The sequence below is a fragment of the Neobacillus bataviensis LMG 21833 genome (assembly GCF_000307875.1).
In the GTDB taxonomy this organism is placed as follows: Bacteria; Bacillota; Bacilli; order Bacillales; family Cytobacillaceae; genus Neobacillus; species Neobacillus bataviensis.
The window spans coordinates 1-18,732 of the sequence record NZ_AJLS01000139.1 but is presented as its reverse complement, the minus strand read 5'-3'; the positions used below and the strand labels follow the sequence as shown (position 1 = coordinate 18,732).

General features: G+C 45.6%; 18 protein-coding genes. 16 read left to right on the top strand and 2 right to left on the bottom strand.

Features of this window, described 5'->3' with window-relative positions; genetic code table 11:
- Positions 1–135 precede the first annotated feature (135 nt).
- From BABA_RS21980 to BABA_RS21960, 5 genes are all read left to right on the top strand, one after another.
- Positions 136–792, top strand: a complete 657-nt coding sequence (locus tag BABA_RS21980; protein WP_007087453.1) for a TetR/AcrR family transcriptional regulator — start codon at positions 136–138, stop codon at positions 790–792.
- Between the two features lie 53 nt (positions 793–845).
- A complete protein-coding gene (icmF, locus tag BABA_RS21975; protein ID WP_007087452.1) occupies positions 846–4,100 on the top strand; it encodes a fused isobutyryl-CoA mutase/GTPase IcmF in 3,255 nt (1,084 codons plus the stop codon).
- Between the two features lie 221 nt (positions 4,101–4,321).
- Complete coding sequence (locus tag BABA_RS21970; protein WP_007087451.1) at positions 4,322–4,510, top strand: hypothetical protein; 189 nt, start codon at positions 4,322–4,324, stop codon at positions 4,508–4,510.
- 164 nt (positions 4,511–4,674) lie between these two features.
- Positions 4,675–5,256 carry a DNA-directed RNA polymerase subunit delta gene (gene rpoE, locus BABA_RS21965; protein ID WP_007087450.1) on the top strand — a complete coding sequence of 194 codons (582 nt, stop codon included), beginning with the start codon at positions 4,675–4,677 and terminating at the stop codon, positions 5,254–5,256.
- 270 nt (positions 5,257–5,526) lie between these two features.
- Positions 5,527–7,122 (top strand): CTP synthase, encoded by a 1,596-nt coding sequence (locus tag BABA_RS21960; protein WP_007087449.1) that lies wholly within the window; start codon positions 5,527–5,529, stop codon positions 7,120–7,122.
- Positions 7,123–7,164: 42 nt separating this feature from the next.
- Here BABA_RS21960 and BABA_RS21955 read toward each other — a convergent pair whose 3' ends face one another.
- Positions 7,165–7,395, bottom strand: coding sequence for a hypothetical protein (locus BABA_RS21955; RefSeq protein WP_157273244.1), 231 nt, complete (start codon positions 7,393–7,395; stop codon positions 7,165–7,167).
- Between the two features lie 13 nt (positions 7,396–7,408).
- Positions 7,409–7,942, bottom strand: coding sequence for a DUF2529 domain-containing protein (locus BABA_RS21950; protein WP_007087447.1), 534 nt, complete (start codon positions 7,940–7,942; stop codon positions 7,409–7,411).
- A 184-nt stretch (positions 7,943–8,126) separates the two neighbouring features.
- On the opposite strand from BABA_RS21950, the gene BABA_RS21945 reads away from it, so the two are divergent.
- The 11 genes from BABA_RS21945 (at position 8,127) to prmC (ending at position 18,625) form a co-directional block, all read left to right on the top strand.
- Positions 8,127–8,498, top strand: coding sequence for a response regulator (locus BABA_RS21945; protein WP_007087446.1), 372 nt, complete (start codon positions 8,127–8,129; stop codon positions 8,496–8,498).
- A 260-nt stretch (positions 8,499–8,758) separates the two neighbouring features.
- Positions 8,759–9,616, top strand: coding sequence for a class II fructose-bisphosphate aldolase (locus BABA_RS21940; protein WP_007087445.1), 858 nt, complete (start codon positions 8,759–8,761; stop codon positions 9,614–9,616).
- Between the two features lie 101 nt (positions 9,617–9,717).
- On the top strand, positions 9,718–10,386 hold the full coding sequence (gene fsa / locus BABA_RS21935; RefSeq protein WP_007087444.1) for a fructose-6-phosphate aldolase: 669 nt from the start codon (positions 9,718–9,720) through the stop codon (positions 10,384–10,386).
- Positions 10,387–10,615: 229 nt separating this feature from the next.
- Positions 10,616–11,902 carry a UDP-N-acetylglucosamine 1-carboxyvinyltransferase gene (locus BABA_RS21930; RefSeq protein ID WP_007087443.1) on the top strand — a complete coding sequence of 429 codons (1,287 nt, stop codon included), beginning with the start codon at positions 10,616–10,618 and terminating at the stop codon, positions 11,900–11,902.
- A 52-nt stretch (positions 11,903–11,954) separates the two neighbouring features.
- Positions 11,955–12,917 carry a class II fructose-bisphosphatase gene (gene glpX, locus BABA_RS21925; RefSeq protein ID WP_007087442.1) on the top strand — a complete coding sequence of 321 codons (963 nt, stop codon included), beginning with the start codon at positions 11,955–11,957 and terminating at the stop codon, positions 12,915–12,917.
- A gap of 288 nt (positions 12,918–13,205) precedes the next feature.
- Positions 13,206–14,471, top strand: coding sequence for a transcription termination factor Rho (gene rho / locus BABA_RS21920; RefSeq protein WP_007087441.1), 1,266 nt, complete (start codon positions 13,206–13,208; stop codon positions 14,469–14,471).
- 202 nt (positions 14,472–14,673) lie between these two features.
- Positions 14,674–14,892, top strand: coding sequence for a 50S ribosomal protein L31 (gene rpmE, locus BABA_RS21915; RefSeq protein WP_007087440.1), 219 nt, complete (start codon positions 14,674–14,676; stop codon positions 14,890–14,892).
- 94 nt (positions 14,893–14,986) lie between these two features.
- Positions 14,987–15,583, top strand: coding sequence for a thymidine kinase (locus BABA_RS21910; RefSeq protein ID WP_007087439.1), 597 nt, complete (start codon positions 14,987–14,989; stop codon positions 15,581–15,583).
- Positions 15,584–15,932: 349 nt separating this feature from the next.
- On the top strand, positions 15,933–16,448 hold the full coding sequence (locus tag BABA_RS21905) for a hypothetical protein (RefSeq protein WP_007087438.1): 516 nt from the start codon (positions 15,933–15,935) through the stop codon (positions 16,446–16,448).
- A 169-nt stretch (positions 16,449–16,617) separates the two neighbouring features.
- Positions 16,618–17,691, top strand: a complete 1,074-nt coding sequence (prfA, locus tag BABA_RS21900) for a peptide chain release factor 1 (RefSeq protein WP_007087437.1) — start codon at positions 16,618–16,620, stop codon at positions 17,689–17,691.
- Entirely contained in the window at positions 17,684–18,625 is a 942-nt protein-coding gene (gene prmC / locus BABA_RS21895; protein ID WP_007087436.1) for a peptide chain release factor N(5)-glutamine methyltransferase, read from the top strand. Before prfA ends, prmC begins: the two co-directional genes overlap by 8 nt.
- Positions 18,626–18,732: the final 107 nt, after the last annotated feature.

The window sequence follows — 18,732 nt, the reverse complement described above, 5'->3', positions numbered from 1 at the left end:
ACGAGCCGGCTAGAAGGTTGCTCTTTAACCTTCTGGACGGATTGGCTTATGACCCCGAGCCCCTAGGCGCTGCAGCTAGACAAGAGAAAGGCGGTAATCATAGATCGCCCAAATCGATCAAAGGCGGTTAGAGAGATGAATAAGCGGGAAGTACAGGCTTCGGTCAAGGATGAGCGCCTCGTGCAAAAACGGCGCGACCAAATGATTAAAGGGGCTGTTGCCCTTTTTAAACAAAAGGGGTTTCACCGGACGACAACAAGGGAAATTGCCAAGGCGGCCGGGTTTAGCATCGGGACGCTGTATGAATATATTCGTACAAAGGAAGACGTGCTGTACCTTGTTTGCGACAGTATTTATGATCATGTCAGCGAGCGCCTGCAGCAGGATCTTGCCTTGAAAAAGGGGACATTGGACAGCTTGAAGCTTGGAATCGCCAACTTTTTTCAAGTCATGGATGAGATGCAGGCGGAAGTGCTCGTGATGTATCAGGAAGTGAAGTCGCTCTCAAAGGATGCATTGCCATATGTCTTGAAAAAAGAAATGGAAATGGTCGGCATGTTTGAGAACTTGCTTTCGAGATGTGTGGAAAACGGGGAGCTGCACCTGTCGAAGAAACAGGTGGCGATGATTGCCCATAACATTTTTGTCCAGGGGCAAATGTGGGGCTTTCGCCGCTGGGCGTTACGGAAGTTATTTACGCTCGAGGAATACATTGAGCTGCAGACGGAGCTCTTATTATCGGGGATTAGTGCAGAGGTCTCGGCAACTGGCACTGTTCCGAAAAGTGAATAAAGGCAGCGAGTGTTGGACTAGGTTCATTTTTACAAAAAGGGGGAGCTAGCACGATGGGTACTTATCAGCCAAAGCATCATATCCGTTTTGTGACGGCGTCGAGTTTGTTTGACGGTCATGATGCTTCAATTAATATTATGCGCCGGATTCTTCAGGCGAGCGGGGCGGAGGTCATTCATCTTGGCCACAACCGTTCGGTGGAGGAGGTCGTGAATGCCGCGATTCAGGAGGATGTGCAGGGGATTGCGATTTCGTCATATCAAGGCGGGCACGTTGAATACTTTAAATATATGTATGACCTGTTAAAGGAAAAGGGCGCGCCCAATATCCGCATTTACGGTGGCGGCGGCGGGGTGATTATTCCCCGCGAAATCGATGAGCTGCATCAATATGGGATTGCGTGGATTTTCTCGCCTGAAGACGGCCGGAAGCTTGGCCTGCAGGGCATGATTGACCGGATGATCCAGGAATGTGACTTTTCTACGGTGGCAACAGAGGAAGTTTCCGAGCATATTGAAAAATTGCCTTCGGGCGAGGTTAACAGTATTGCCAAGCTGATTACTTTAGCTGAGCTGCATGTGGATAAAAGTAACGAGGCGGCGGCAACAGCGGAGCAGGTGCTGGAACAAGTGAAGTCCCTTGAGAAGGGGATTCCTGTGGTCGGGATTACAGGAACGGGCGGCGCTGGAAAAAGTTCGTTAACGGACGAATTGATCCGCCGTTTTATCAATGAATTCCCGGAAAAACGGGTCGCGATTCTTTCGGTTGATCCGACGAAGCAAAAAACGGGCGGGGCTTTATTAGGCGACCGGATCCGGATGAATGCAATTTTCTCGCCGAATGTGTATATGCGCAGTCTGGCAACACGACGTTCGAAAAATGAGTTGTCGCTGGCGATTAAAGATGCGGTGGCGGTCACGAAGGCAGCTGGGTTTGACCTCGTGATTGTTGAAACGAGCGGCATCGGCCAGGGGGATGCGGAAATCACGGAAATTTGTGATGTCTCCATGTACGTGATGACGAGTGAATTTGGGGCGCCGTCACAGCTTGAAAAGATTGATATGCTTGATTTTGCTGATTTGATTGTCATCAATAAATTCGAGCGCAAGGGCTCGGAGGATGCAAAGCGGCAGGTGCAAAAGCAGTATCAGCGCAATCATATGCTGTTTGAGATGCAAATTGAGGAAATGCCGGTGTACGGTACGATTGCCAGCCAGTTCCATGACCCTGGTACGAACGCCTTGTTTGCGGCATTAGTGGAAAAAATTAATGCTGCCATGGCAACGGATTGGGTGACGTCATTTAGCAAGAATGGCGTTGTCGTGGAAAAACAAAACATGATTATTCCAACGGATCGCCGGTATTATTTGCGTGAGATTTCGGAAACGGTGCGCGGATATCATCGGAAGGCGGAGGAGCAAGCGAATATTGCCCGGAAATTATTCCAGCTTGAAGGGGCTTTGGAGGCGATGGCAGGGCAGCCTGAGGTAGTCGCAGCTCTTGAAGTGGTGAAGCAGGAAACAGAGGAGAAGTTGACGCCGGAATCAAGGAAAATCCTTTCTACGTGGGCTGAGACGAAAGCCGCTTATGCTAGTGATCAATTCGTTACGCGTATTCGTGATAAAGAGATTATCACGGTGTTAAAATCAAAAAGCTTATCTGGGCTCGATATACCGAAAGTAGTGTTGCCGCGTTATAAGGATTACGGGGAAATTCTACGCTGGGTGTACCAGGAAAATGTTCCGGGCTCATTCCCGTATACGGCCGGGGTATTCCCGTTCAAGCGTGAGGGGGAAGATCCGAAACGCCAGTTTGCCGGCGAAGGCACACCGGAGCGGACAAATCGCCGTTTCCATTATTTATCGAAGGACGATGATGCGAAACGTTTAAGTACCGCATTTGATTCGGTGACATTATACGGGGAAGACCCGGATTACCGCCCTGATATTTACGGTAAGGTCGGCGAGAGCGGTGTCAGCATTTGTACCTTAGATGATATGAAAAAGTTGTATGACGGTTTTGATTTATGTCACCCGTCGACATCGGTTTCGATGACGATTAATGGCCCAGCGCCGATTATTTTAGCGATGTTTATGAACACGGCGATTGACCAGCAGGTGCAGAAGAAAGAAGCCGAGCTTGGGCGCGTGTTGACGGTTGAAGAGTTTGCGGAGGTTCGTAGCTTTACGCTTCGGACGGTGCGCGGTACGGTGCAGGCCGATATTTTAAAAGAAGACCAAGGCCAGAATACGTGTATTTTTTCAACAGAATTTGCCTTACGAATGATGGGCGATATTCAGCAATATTTCATTGATCATCAAGTGCGCAACTACTATTCGGTGTCGATTTCCGGCTATCATATTGCTGAAGCTGGTGCGAATCCGATTTCGCAGCTGGCGTTCACGCTGTCAAACGGATTTACGTATGTGGAGTATTATTTGAGCCGCGGGATGAAGATTGATGATTTTGCGCCGAATCTGTCGTTTTTCTTTAGTAATGGCTTGGATCCGGAGTATACGGTGATTGGCCGGGTGGCGCGCCGGATTTGGGCAACGGTGATGCGTGATAAGTATGGTGCGAATGAACGTAGCCAGAAATTAAAATACCATGTTCAGACATCAGGGAGATCACTGCATGCACAGGAAATTGATTTCAATGATATCCGCACGACCTTGCAGGCTCTGATGGCTTTGCAGGATAACTGTAATTCGCTGCACACGAATGCCTATGATGAGGCGATTACGACACCAACTGAGGAATCGGTGCGCCGGGCGATGGCGATTCAGATGATTATCACAAAAGAACATGGATTGGCGAAAAATGAGAATCCGCTGCAGGGATCTTTTGTGGTAGAAGAGCTGACGGAGCTTGTCGAGGAAGCGGTGCTGCAGGAATTTGAACGGCTGAACGATCGCGGAGGGGTGCTTGGTTCGATGGAGACGCAGTACCAGCGCGGCAAGATTCAGGATGAGTCGATGTACTATGAAATGAAAAAACATACGGGTGAATTGCCAATTATCGGCGTTAATACGTATTTGAATCCGAATCCTCCTTCAGAGGAAGACGTCAATAATATGGAACTAGCCAGGGCAACAACTGAGGAAAAGGAATTACAGATTCACAATTTACGTGCCTTTCAGGAAGTGCATGCCGGGGAGTCAGCGGATGCCTTGAAACGCTTGAAGGAAGCGGCGGTGAGCGGCGGCAACATTTTTGATGCTCTAATGGAAACCGTCCAAGTCGCAAGCCTAGGACAAATCACTCGCGCATTATACGAAGTCGGCGGGCAGTATCGCCGCAATATGTAAAAAGAAGGAAAATGGTGCCTGACACCATTTTATGAGCCGCCATCATTGAAAGCATGGAAATGTGGTTAATGGTGTCAGGCACCACAAATACAATGGCTGTTTTTTAGGCCATTGTATTTTTTTAGTAATTTTATTATTCGAGGAGATATTAAAATAAGCATTTATCTTATATAATCAAAAGAGCATTCAAACTTCTAGGGCTTATGGGCGGGTGTGTACAGATGAAGGTTAGTCACATAATTATTGTTTTAATCATTTTTGCCTGGCCATTAAACTATCTCTATCAACGCCAATTAGGCGCCATTTCCTTTCTATTACTAGCGATCTTTTTTCTTGTCATTTCCATAAAGGAGATGAAAAAGCTGAAGGAAGAGGATAAGAATGAACCCCCGAATGAAAAAATCAAGTGATTGTCCAACTTGAACTAGCATAAACGGGAAGAATTTGTTTATAATGAAGAATATGTATTTTTATAGAAAAGCTGAAGCGCCTAGGCGCTCCGGGTCATACATGGTAGAAATGCCCTTAACTACTCGATTTAAAGAGTGTTAAATAGAGAAAGGAAGTGCCAAAAATGAGTTTAGCACAATACTCAAAAGAGGAATTGAAAGAATTATCCCTCCTCGAAATGGCTTATGAATTTTTAAAAAATAGCAAACAGCCAATCTCCTTTCATGAATTAGTGAAAGAGATCCAGACCTCTGCCGGAATTTCCAACGATGAAATCAAATCCCGTCTGGCACAGTTTTATACTGATATTAACATCGATGGCCGGTTCCGTTCATTAGGTGACAACCGCTGGGGACTCCGCGTTTGGTATCCTGTCGATACGGCGGAGGAAGAAGTGATGACCGTCGTTAAACCGAAGAAGAAAAAGGCGAAGAAGGTTGTCGATGAAGAGGAACTCGATGATTTCGATGAAGTCGAGGACGAAGATTATGATGATCTTGATGATTTCACCGATGAAGATGATCTCCTTGATGATGAAGAAGAGATTGATCTTGATGAAGTGGATGAATTTGATGAAGATGACGATGAGGAAGTCCTTGAGGACGATGAAGAATTCGAGCTTGATGAAGAAGAAGTCCTTGATGATGAAGATGAACTCGAAGAAGAAGAGGAAGAGTTCGAGGATGACGAGGAAAAAGAAGACTAGTATCTCGTTTCGGCCAGGGTTTTCCCAAACGAAACAGCTTGACTTTTTATTCCCGCCCTTGTAATATCTTTTTTGGGCTCCTTAAAAAAGGACGAATGATTATTTACGAATATGCGCTCCCTTGCAAATGCGAGATGGAGCGCTTTTTATTTAAAAAAACTCCGGTTGATAGGAGTTTTTTCGTTTTGTTGGAGCAATAGGGACATAATTTTTTAAAAAATCCTTAAACTACCTGCATAATGTACACACTGTAATTAAGGGGGAACATGTATGACAAAGTATATTTTTGTAACCGGTGGGGTTGTATCCTCACTTGGAAAAGGGATTACCGCTGCCTCATTAGGCCGCTTGTTGAAAAATCGGGGACTGAGTGTCACCATTCAAAAATTTGACCCGTACATTAACGTCGACCCGGGAACGATGAGTCCGTACCAGCATGGTGAAGTGTTTGTAACCGGTGACGGCGCGGAAACGGATCTAGACCTTGGCCACTATGAGCGTTTTATTGATATCAATTTAAACAAGTATTCAAACGTAACAACCGGAAAAATCTATTCAACTGTATTACGTAAAGAGCGCCGCGGCGATTATTTGGGTGCAACTGTACAGGTTATTCCGCACATTACCAACGAAATTAAGGAGCGCTGCGTCCGTGCCGGCAATGAAACCAATGCGGATGTCGTTATCACGGAAATCGGCGGCACGGTTGGGGATATCGAATCACTGCCATTTTTAGAAGCCATCCGTCAAATGAAAAGCGATATTGGCAGTGAAAATGTCATGTACATTCACTGTACGCTGATTCCGTACATAAAAGCGGCCGGTGAAATGAAGACGAAACCGACACAGCACAGTGTAAAAGAGCTTCGCAGCCTTGGGATTCAGCCAAATATTATTGTTGTTCGTACGGAAATGCCCGTTTCACAGGATATGAAGGATAAAATTGCCCTGTTTTGTGATATTGATGCGAAAGCGGTCATCGAATGTCAGGATGCGGATACCCTTTATTCAATTCCACTGGCACTGCAAGAGCAAAATATGGATCAAATTGTCTGCGACCATCTGAAATTAAATACTAATATAGCGGAGATGACTGAGTGGAAGGCGTTAGTGGACCGCGTGAAGAACCTTTCCAATAAGACGCGTATCGGTCTTGTCGGAAAATATGTTGAGCTCCAAGATGCCTATATTTCTGTTGTCGAAGCCATGAAGCATGCCGGTTATGCTTTTGATACCGATGTGGAAATTAAATGGATTAATTCAGAAGAAGTGACAAGAGAAAATGTAGCAGAATTGCTTGACGATGTGGATGGAGTGCTCGTTCCTGGCGGCTTTGGTGACCGCGGGATTGAAGGGAAAATTGAAGCAACCCGCTATGCGCGTGAAACGAAGAAGCCATTCCTTGGCATTTGTTTAGGGATGCAGCTGGCAACGATTGAATTTGCCCGTAATGTGCTTGGGTATTCAGATGCCCACTCAGCAGAATTTGTCCCAACGACAGCACATCCAATTATTGATTTACTTCCAGAGCAGAAGGATATCGAGGATTTGGGCGGTACATTGCGCTTAGGGTTATACCCTTGCCGTTTGATTGAAGGAACGAAGGCATTTGCTGCCTATGATGATGAAGTGGTATACGAGCGTCACCGTCATCGTTATGAATTTAACAATCATTATCGCCAAGAAATGGAAGCCCGCGGGTTTATTTTCTCCGGGACAAGCCCTGATGGCCGTTTGGTTGAAATTATTGAGCTTGCGGATCATCCATGGTTTGTGGCGTCCCAGTTCCATCCTGAATTTGTCTCAAGACCAACGCGCCCGCAGCCGTTGTTCCGGGATTTTATCCAGGCTTCAATTCAAAAATAAACCTTTTGGTGGACCAGTTCTCCGTTTTTCGGGGGGCTGGTCTTATTTTGATAGTAAAACGGGTGAAGTGGCGAGTAAAGTGGCGAAAGTGGCGAGTAAAATTCGAAATCCCGCGAGTAAATCCACGAAAGTGGCGAGTAAAATTCGAAATCCCGCGAGTAAATCCACAAAAGTGGCGAGTAAAATTCGAAATCCCGCGAGTAAATCCACAAAAGTGGCGAGTAAAATCCCCAAACCCGCGAGTAAAACTGATTTTTCAAAAAAACGACCCATTAAAGGGCCGCATTTACTCTTCATATTCCGCCAACATCTCTTCAATCGTAAATTTTAAGCCATAATAGACGAACAATGCCGCCATTGAAGAGGGATAGCCATAGCGATTTCCCATATCGTCTGGAAGTAAGCCTCTTGTCAACCGCAAATCAATATGGACATCTGCTAGTTCCGCCAAATCGCCCTCCGTATCATGCTCCATCACGGTCGAAACCGCGACAAAGGGAATGTCTCTTTCGCGGAGTTGCCTCCCCAGTGCGACCGCTTCTTCATCACCGGCAGTCCGTGTGAAAATCACGACACGATCGGCATCGCTAAGTTGCTCCACACTTGTCGCAGATAGCAGCTTTGCCTCTAGAAATGGCTCGGCACCTTCTAGCGCCTCATATTCGACGGCCCTCATTTCCTTTGTTCCAAAAAGATAGATGGAACCGTCCCCAACAGGAGCTTGAGCAAGCAAGCGCGCCCCATCTTCAAACGAAAATTCCTCTTTTTCATCTATTTTTTTGAAAATGCCTGTTAATTGGGTAGCAAACATTTTTAACATAAAAACCCTCCTTATCACCATCCTATTATAAGCTTTTTCGCAAAAAGGCAAAAATAAAAGCCAATTTCCACAAAATAACACTATTGTAGTAAAAAAACAGGCAGGAAATTTCCCACACAAAGTAGAACTATTACAAGTGATATCTATTCATCATTTAAAAATCATTAAGGAAGAGGTGGAATTAATGAAGGAAAAAATTTTAATTGTCGACGATCAATTTGGCATTCGTATTTTGCTAAATGAGGTGTTCCAAAAGGAAGGGTATCAAACCTTTCAGGCGGCAAATGGGGTTCAGGCACTGGATATTGTCACCAAGCATGACCCGGATCTTGTGCTGCTCGATATGAAAATACCGGGAATGGACGGAATTGAAATTTTAAAACGAATGAAAGTCATTGATCCGGATATTCGTGTCATTATCATGACTGCCTACGGCGAATTGGATATGATTCAGGAAGCCAGGGATCTTGGGGCGATTACCCATTTCGCTAAACCTTTTGATATTGATGATATTAGGGCGGCTGTGCGCAAACATATTCCCCAAAATGCGAATTAAAGAGGGGCATAATAGCCTTTTTTTCGGTGCTTTTTTTTGAAAAAAAGCATGTCTATCAATGGGTGCGCTTTCATTATGACAGTTTAAAAAACTGGGTTTGATTGATGGTATTTCCTCCTTTGTTTTGTTATGATACATATGAACTTTTATACAGGCTGGCTATCATTTCGATTTATACATAATCGTCAATTCAGCGGGAAAACCTGTTAGGGAAGACCCTGTTTTCGAATGGCAGCAACCTAATTTAAGGAGGAAGAGAAATGCCTTTAGTATCCATGAAAGACATGCTTAATAAAGCGAAGGCGGAAGGCTACGCTGTTGGGCAATTTAACATTAATAACTTGGAATTTACGCAAGCAATTCTTCAAGCGGCACAAGCAGAAAATTCACCTGTTATTCTAGGTGTTTCTGAAGGTGCAGGACGTTATATCGGCGGATTCAAAACGGTTGTAAAAATGGTTGAAGGCTTATTAGAAGATTATAAAATTACCGTTCCAGTGGCGATCCACCTTGACCACGGTTCAAGCTTTGACAAATGTAAAGAGGCGATTGATGCCGGCTTCACATCTGTTATGATTGATGCTTCCCACCATCCATTTGAAGAGAATATTGAAATTACTTCTAAAGTAGTAGAATATGCGCATTCAAAAGGTGTTTCTGTTGAGGCAGAATTAGGAACTGTCGGCGGACAAGAGGATGATGTTGTAGCTGAAGGCGTTATTTATGCGGATCCACAGGAATGTGTGGAGCTTGTAAAGCGCACTGGCATCGACTGTCTTGCACCTGCATTAGGTTCTGTCCACGGCCCTTACAAAGGCGAGCCAAACCTTGGTTTTGCTGAAATGGAGGAAATTGGCAAGCTTACTAATATGCCATTAGTACTTCATGGCGGTACAGGAATCCCAACAAAGGATATCCAAAAATCTGTTTCACTTGGAACAGCTAAGATCAACGTGAACACCGAAAACCAAATCGCATCTGCAAAAGCAGTCCGCGAAACATTAGCGGCAAAACCAAATGAATACGATCCACGTAAATACTTGGGCCCAGCTCGTGATGCCATTAAAGAAACCGTTATTGGTAAAATGCGCGAATTCGGTTCATCAAACAGGGCGTAATCAAAGGCATTTTTTTAAAATAATAACCGCCCTTGGCAAGAGGGCGGTTTCAATGTGTAAATGGAAAACTGAAAATTTAGTCGAAATTTGGAGGGAACAACATGAAATTCTTTATCGATACAGCAAATCTAGTTGATATTAAAAAAGCTTATAAAATGGGCGTTTTGTCCGGTGTAACAACAAATCCTTCGTTAGTTGCTAAAGAAGGCGTGAAATTTGAGGATCGCATCGAGGAAATTTTACAAGCAGTTCCTGAAGTGGAATCTGTATCTGCAGAGGTTTCTCCATATGCCGAAACAGCTGAACAAATGATTGCGGAAGCAGAAGAACTAATCAAAATCAATGGCGGCGATGAAAAAGTTACGATCAAGGTTCCTATGACAGTGGCTGGCTTAGAGACTACTCGTTATCTTGCGAAAAAAGGCGTTAAAGTCAATGTAACATTAATCTTCACTGTGAACCAAGCGCTATTAGCAGCCCGCGCAGGTGCAAGCTATGTTTCTCCATTCTTAGGCCGTCTTGATGATATTTCTGAAGATGGTGTCCTATTAGTAGCGAAAATTGCTGAATTATTCCGTATTCACAACTTGGATGCACAAATCATTGCGGCATCTGTTCGCCATCCTGACCACGTAACACGTGTAGCGTTGGCTGGTGCCCATATTGCCACAATTCCTTACAAAGTCATTGAGCAGTTAACCAAGCATCCATTGACCGACAAAGGAATGGAAGGCTTCCTAAATGACTGGAATGCCCACACAAACGCATAATAATTCCACGGTTTTTCCATTTCGATGTAAATTTTTTTAATTTCGATACATGAAAATAGAATTTTCGTGTAAACTAAAGAATAGACAAGCTGTCGGAATTTGACTTTTATTGTTGGAAAAATATACCTAAAGCCAATTTTGGTACTTGGGGTCTTTTATTTTTTTGAAAAATAGGGACCCCATCCCAACCAGCAGTCATGACTTACATAGGCTTAGAAGGGAGTCGAAAATGGAAAAACTTAAAATTGCGGGCGGATATCCGTTAAAGGGAACGGTTCGCATCAGTGGAGCAAAGAATAGTGCCGTTGCCTTAATTCCAGCGACTATTTTAGCAGAATCACCAGTAACAATCGAAGGATTACCGCATATTTCTGATGTCGAAATTTTGAAAGACCTGCTTGAGGAAATTGGCGGGAAAGTGGAAATGACGGATGAGGAAATGACGGTCGACCCTTCTGAGATGATTTCGATGCCGCTGCCAAACGGTAAAGTGAAAAAGCTGCGCGCATCCTATTATTTAATGGGGGCCATGCTCGGACGTTTTAAAAAGGCTGTCATCGGACTGCCTGGCGGCTGCCATCTTGGGCCAAGACCGATTGACCAGCATATAAAAGGGTTCGAAGCGCTTGGTGCTCAAATCACGAATGAGCAGGGTGCGATTTATTTGCGTGCGGATGAACTGCGCGGTGCCCGCATTTACCTTGATGTTGTCAGCGTTGGTGCGACGATCAATATTATGCTTGCCGCTGTTCGGGCAAAAGGGCGTACGGTCATTGAAAATGCCGCGAAAGAGCCAGAAATTATTGATGTTGCCACATTGTTAACCAACATGGGGGCAAAAATTAAAGGCGCCGGTACGGACGTGATTAGGATTGATGGTGTGGACACACTGCATGGCTGCCGCCACACGATAATTCCTGACCGAATTGAAGCAGGGACATATATGATTTTAGGTGCCGCTGTTGGTGAAGGCGTCTTAATCGATAATGTCATCCCGCAGCATTTAGAATCGCTAATCGCCAAGCTCCGTGAGATGGGTGTATTCATTGAATCTGGTGATGACCAAGTATTTGTCGATGGCTCGGTTAAATTGAAAGCGGTTGATATTAAAACGCTCGTGTATCCGGGATTCCCAACAGACCTGCAGCAGCCATTTACGACTCTTTTAACGAAAGCAACAGGTTCAAGCGTTGTCACCGATACGATTTATGGTGCCCGTTTTAAACATATTGATGAACTGAGAAGAATGAATGCGAATATTAAGGTGGAAGGGCGTTCTGCCATCATTAATGGCCCGATTCAGCTCCAAGGTGCGAAAGTGAAAGCAAGCGACCTTAGGGCAGGGGCGGCGCTCGTCATTGCCGGGCTGATTGCCGAGGGAGTTACGGAGGTCACAGGTCTTGAGCATATCGACCGAGGCTACAGTAACCTCGTTGAAAAATTAAACGGCCTGGGTGCCACGGTTTGGCGTGAAGCCTTAACAAAGGAAGAAGTAGAACACCTTAAAAACACGTAGCTTTGATTGACTCTGCGTAGATAGACAAAAGAGGAAATGGGAGATGGAACCGATGGAAAGAAGTTTAACGATGGAACTTGTTCGTGTTACTGAAGGAGCTGCCCTTGCTTGTGCCCGCTGGATGGGTCGTGGGCTGAAGGATGAAGCGGATGGCGCTGCAACATCAGCGATGCGTGATGTATTCGATACAGTTCCGATGAAGGGGACAGTTGTGATTGGTGAAGGGGAAATGGACGAAGCACCCATGCTCTATATTGGGGAAAAGCTTGGCACAGGCTATGGCCCGCGCGTGGATGTTGCCGTTGACCCGTTAGAAGGAACCAATATTTTAGCATCGGGCGGCTGGAATGCCTTAGCCGTTCTTGCCGTTGCCGATCATGGTAATTTGCTGCATGCACCGGATATGTACATGGAGAAAATCGCTGTTGGCCCTGAAGCCGTTGGCTGTGTTGATATTAATGCATCTGTTTTGGACAACCTTAAAGCAGTGGCGAAGGCGAAAAACAAAGATATCCAAGATGTTGTGGCAACTGTCTTAAATCGTGAACGCCATGAACATATTATTGCTCAGCTTCGTGATGCAGGAGCGCGGATTAAATTGATCAATGACGGCGATGTCGCCGGCGCTATCAATACTGCGTTCGATAACACGGGCGTCGATATTCTGTTCGGCTCAGGCGGTGCACCAGAGGGTGTCCTTTCGGCCGTTGCGCTTAAATGTCTTGGCGGCGAGATCATGGGTAAATTATTGCCGCAAAGTGATGCGGAGCTTGAGCGCTGCATTAAGATGGGCTTGGACGTGAACCGCGTATTACGAATGGAAGACCTAGTGAAAGGCGATGACGCGATCTTTGCCGCAACAGGTGTGACAGACGGTGAACTATTACGCGGCGTGCAATTCAAAGGCTCATACGGCTCCACGCACTCCGTCGTCATGCGCGCCAAATCAGGCACCGTACGCTTCATCGAAGGACGCCACAGCCTAAAGAAAAAACCAAATTTAGTAATTAAGTAACACGTAGACAATGCAAATGATGCAAATGGTGCCTGACACCGATAACTGCACGGAGATAGTGCAAAGGGTGTCAGGCACCAATAATTTCCAATAAATAATATTTATAATTGTAGTTGATTAATTTTTTGTACAGAGGGTAAAATAGTAAGTGTTATTTCTGCCATTCTATTCATTTCTTTTCTACTTCCAATTCAATTCCTCTAATCTCTTAATTTTTATTTTACTTACAATCTCCCGCTGCCTAAAAATAAGCGGTTTGATGGAAAAATTTTAAAGTGTGGTGCACAAATGGACTTAACAATATCTAGTTTAGAAAATATGAAGCTGAAGGAACTTTATGAGCTTGCTCGCGAATTTAAAGTGACCTATTACAGCAAATTAACAAAAAAAGAATTAATTTTTGCGATTTTAAAATCTCGTGCTGAACAGCAGGGTTATTTCTTCATGGAAGGTGTTCTTGAAATCATCCAATCGGAAGGTTTCGGATTCTTGCGCCCAATCAACTATTCGCCGAGCTCAGAGGATATTTATATTTCGGCATCGCAAATCCGACGTTTCGATCTTCGTAATGGGGACAAGGTCTCTGGTAAGGTTCGTCCACCAAAGGAAAATGAACGCTATTACGGATTGTTGCACGTTGAAGCAGTAAACGGTGAAGATCCGGAATCCGCGAAGGAACGTGTCTACTTCCCAGCATTAACAGCGCTTTATCCAAATAGAATGATGAAGCTGGAAACGATGCAGAAGCATCTTTCAACGCGGATTATGGATGTCGTAGCACCGGTTGGTTTTGGCCAAAGGGGTCTGATTGTCGCACCGCCAAAGGCTGGTAAAACGATGCTGTTGAAGGAGATTGCCAACAGTATTACAACGAATCACCCTGATGTCGAGCTAATCGTGCTCCTTATCGATGAACGTCCGGAGGAGGTAACCGACATTGAGCGTTCTGTTGCTGGTGATGTTGTCAGCTCCACGTTTGATGAGGTGCCTGAAAACCATATTAAAGTGGCTGAGCTTGTGCTTGACCGAGCGATGCGCCTTGTTGAACACAAACGCGATGTCGTCATTTTGATGGACAGCATTACCCGTCTTGCGCGTGCCTATAACCTTGTGATTCCGCCAAGCGGACGGACACTTTCCGGGGGGATTGACCCGGCGGCGTTCCACCGTCCAAAGCGTTTCTTCGGTGCGGCGCGTAATATTGAAGAGGGCGGCAGCTTGACAATCCTCGCAACAGCATTGGTTGATACCGGTTCCCGGATGGACGATGTCATTTATGAGGAATTTAAAGGGACAGGTAATATGGAGCTGCATCTTGACCGCCAGCTTGCTGAGCGCCGGATTTTCCCTGCGCTTGATATTCGCCGTTCCGGCACACGTAAGGAAGAATTGCTGATTCCGAAGGATCATTTGGATAAATTATGGGCGATTCGGAAATCGATGTCAGACTCACCAGACTTTGCCGAACGCTTCTTGAAAAAATTACGTCAAACGAAGTCGAATGAGGAATTCTTTGCCCAGCTTGGGGAAGAATTGAAGTCACGGCGTTCCTAGGGGATTATTCCGGGGACTGCCCGAGTTGGGTGGGAAACTAAGGTTCCTTTTTTTAAAAAAACCAGCAAATCCCAACTTGCCAAAATAAGTTGACCTTGTTATAATGTTAGCAGTGTGTTTTAAGTATATTACTGCTTGGTTTTTGACAAGCATTTATGATAACTCTGTTTCGAATGATTCAGGGCGGAAGGAGATGAAAAGAATGAAAGCAGGAATTCATCCAAATTATAAAATGGTACAGGTGACTTGTGCTTGCGGAAATACTTTTGAAACTGGTTCAGTGAAGAAGGAAATTCGTGTTGAAACTTGTTCAGAATGTCATCCATTCTATACTGGTCGTCAAAAATTCGCTGAAGCTGGCGGACGTGTTGACCGTTTCAACAAAAAATATGGCATTAAGACTCCACAGCAACAACAATAATCGTCAAACGTACAGGCAAGAAGTAAGTCGCTTGCCTGTTTTTTATTTAATAAGATAGATCTTAAAGGGTTAGCTAGGAAGGAGATACCGTTTTATGTACTTAATGAAGCAAAGCGGATGGGTTGAGGTTATCTGCGGCAGTATGTTTTCTGGAAAGTCGGAGGAATTGATTCGCCGCGTCAGACGAGCTCAATTTGCGAAACAAAAAATAGCTGTTTTTAAGCCGAAAATTGATAATCGCTATCACGAGCAGTCTGTAGTTTCCCATAATGGATCTTCCTTTCATGCGAAGCCCATTTCCCATTCAATCGAGATTCTTCATCATGTTGAAGCGGATATGGATATTATTGCGATTGATGAAATTCAATTTTTTGATGAGGGGATTGTCCGGGTGGTTCAGCAGTTGGCGGATAGCGGGCATCGCGTGATTTGTGCCGGCCTTGATATGGATTTCCGCGGTGAGCCGTTCGGGCAAATGCCGATGTTGATGGCGATTGCTGAGTCGGTGACGAAGCTTCAGGCTGTCTGCACGGTATGCGGGTCTCCATCAAGCAGGACACAGCGCCTGATTGACGGCCGTCCGGCATCTTATCATGACCCGGTCATTCTGGTCGGCGCTTCCGAGGCCTACGAGCCCCGTTGCCGCCACCACCACGAAATCCCAAAAACCGCACCCGTCACCGTTCGATAGGTGCTGGCGTGCTTTGTAATGGTGCCTGACACCGTTAGCGGTATAAACACTGTACGAAAGCAGTTATTGGTGCCTGACACCGTTAATAATGTAAACACTGTCTTGGAGTTGGTTCTCTGGGGCAGTTTTTTTTGTGTTGGGAATGGGGTTTTGCGGGATTGTGGTGAAGGTTGGCGGAAATGAGCCTTAATTTGGCGGAATTATTCCGGAGTTTAGCGGAATTGCTGCCTATTTTGGCAGAATCATCCAATAACTGGCGGAATTCCCCTTCCAATACATGAAGTCATGGAAATATTTCTCTCGGCAAGGTCGGCCTCCTGACGGGCATGATAGTTATAGGGGGTGTAATATGCTGAAAAAGTGGATGTTTTTCTCGGTGATCTCGCTGTTCGTCCTATCCGCTAGCGGATGTCAAAATAATCGAAGTGCGGATGAGAAAGCCTACGACCTGCGTTCCGACCGCACAGCTCCTAATTACATGTCAGACCGCGGGAATGGCAAAAATATTCCCAAAAATATGACCAACGATAATCGTGGCAAGAACGAGCAGCATTATGTCGAAGATGATATTACCAATCAAAATCCGAACTTTCTTGACCTGAAGCATACGGGAAGCGGCGGCGAAGCAGGAGCCGGAAATCACGGAACTGATATCGACAAGGCTAAACAAGTGATTGCGGATACGAATGAATATGTCACTGATTCTGTCTGGATCAACGGCGATCGGATGTGGGTGTCTGTTTATAAAAAAGGGATGCTTTCTGACCAGGGGAAAGTAGCTGCCGAAGCACGCCTTCATAAGAAACTCATTCAGGCCTTGCCAAGATACAATATTGAAGTGCGGGTGAAGGAAGACCGCAGGTAGCATGCTCTGATTTTTAGAGCATGTTTTTTTTATGACAGCAGGGATTTTTTAAAAAATAAAACCCTCCAATATATCCCACAAAAAAATTCTCCTGCAATTTGGTTTTGACGCTGGTTTTCACCTATACTATAATTAGAATGTTATGGACTAAAACTTGAGGTGAATGACTGTGTTTGATCGTCTACAATCAGTGGAGGATCGCTATGAAAGGTTAAATGAACTTTTGAGCGACCCCGAAATTATTAATGATACAAAAAAACTTCGTGAATTTTCAAAAGAACAAGCTGATATACAAGAAACCGTGCAAACGTACCGCCAATATAAAGAGGCGAAAGAGCAGTTTCAGGATGCAAGGGCGATGCTTGATGAGAAGCTCGATGCTGAAATGCGTGAAATGGTGAAAGAAGAAGTCCATGAGCTGGAGGTGCAAATCGCGGATTTGGAAGAAAAGATGAAAATTCTTCTTGTTCCAAAGGATCCGAATGATGATAAAAACGTTATCTTTGAAATCCGCGGTGCGGCCGGCGGGGATGAGGCTGCTTTGTTTGCTGGTTCACTTTATCGGATGTACAGCCGCTATGCGGAGGCGCAGGGATGGAAAACAGATCTAATCGATGCAAGCCCAACTGGACTTGGCGGCTACAAGGAAATTAGTTTTATGATTAATGGTTCCGGTGCCTACTCGAAATTGAAATTTGAAAACGGGGCGCACCGGGTGCAGCGTGTTCCGGAAACGGAATCTGGCGGGCGCATTCATACGTCGACAGCAACGGTTGTTTGTTTGCCGGAAGCGGAAGAATTTGAGTATGAGATTCATGATAAGGATATCCGTTTTGATACGTTCGCTTCAAGCGGTGCGGGCGGGCAATCCGTTAACACGACGATGTCGGCCGTTCGTTTGACGCACATTCCAACAGGTATTATGGTATCGATTCAGGATGAAAAATCCCAGCATAAAAACAGGGATAAGGCGATGAAGGTATTGCGTGCGCGTGTGTATGACAAGTTCCAGCAGGAAGCGCAGGCCGAATATGATCAGGTCCGTAAATCCGCAGTTGGTACCGGTGACCGTTCGGAACGGATTCGCACGTACAACTTCCCGCAAAACCGAGTGACGGATCACCGCATTGGCTTAACGATTCAAAAACTGGATCAAATCATCGAAGGCAAGCTGGATGAAATTATTGATGCATTGGTGATGGATGACCAGGCGAGAAGACTGGAAGAGGCATCTAATGAGTAAAAAAGTATTTGAAGCTCTGAAATGGGCTTCTTCTTTTTTACTAGAGGCGAATCGGGATGAGAATGCAGGGGAACTGCTGCTGCGGCATTTCACCGGGTTGTCGCGGGCGCAGTTGTTTTCTGAGATGCGTGAGGAGTTACCGCCTGAAGTTTGGGTCGATTTTGAGCGTGCGGTATTTGAGCATGCGAAGGGTGTGCCAGTGCAGTATCTCATCGGCTCGGAGGAATTTTACGGCCGGACGTTTATCGTCAATGAAGAGGTGTTGATACCGAGGCCGGAAACGGAGGAACTAGTTGACGGTGCTCTTAGAAGGATGAAGCAGATTTTTGGAGGAGACGACCGGGATATCAAACTCGTTGACATCGGCACAGGCAGCGGTGCAATTGCCATTAGTGTAAAGCTCGAATGGGAATCAAGTATGGTGCCTGACACCAATTCCACTATTGATGTAGTAAAAAGGGTGACAGGCACCAATGCTGAACAGCCGTCGCTGACAGTGTTTGCCTCTGATATTGCGGAGGAATCTTTGAAGGTGGCGAGGGAAAACGCCCGCCGCCTTCAGGCTGAGGTTGAATTTGTCCAGGGAGATTTATTAACGCCGTTTATTGGCGGGGCGTTCGATGTCGTTATCTCGAATCCGCCGTATATTCCGCTTGGGGATCAGACGACGATGTCCGAGGTGGTGACAGAGCACGAACCGCATCGGGCTTTGTTTGCGGGCGAGGATGGACTGGATTTTTACCGTCGTTTTATGGTGGAGCTGCCAAAAGTACTTGCACCGTGCGGGCTGGTATGTTTTGAGATTGGGGCCGGTCAGGGCGAAGCGGTAGCGGAGCTTTTTCAAAAGGCATTTAAAGATGTGAAGGTTGAAATCGTGAATGATATAAATGGCAAGGATCGCATGGTGTTTGCGGAAATTGGCTTTGGGGAGTAACGACCCCGAGGCTTTTTTTGAAGGAAAGTATTAATTTTGACTTTGAGAATTGTCCAGCTCCGGCGCCCTAGCGGCTAGTGTCCTTCGCGCTCCGCCCTACGATAAGT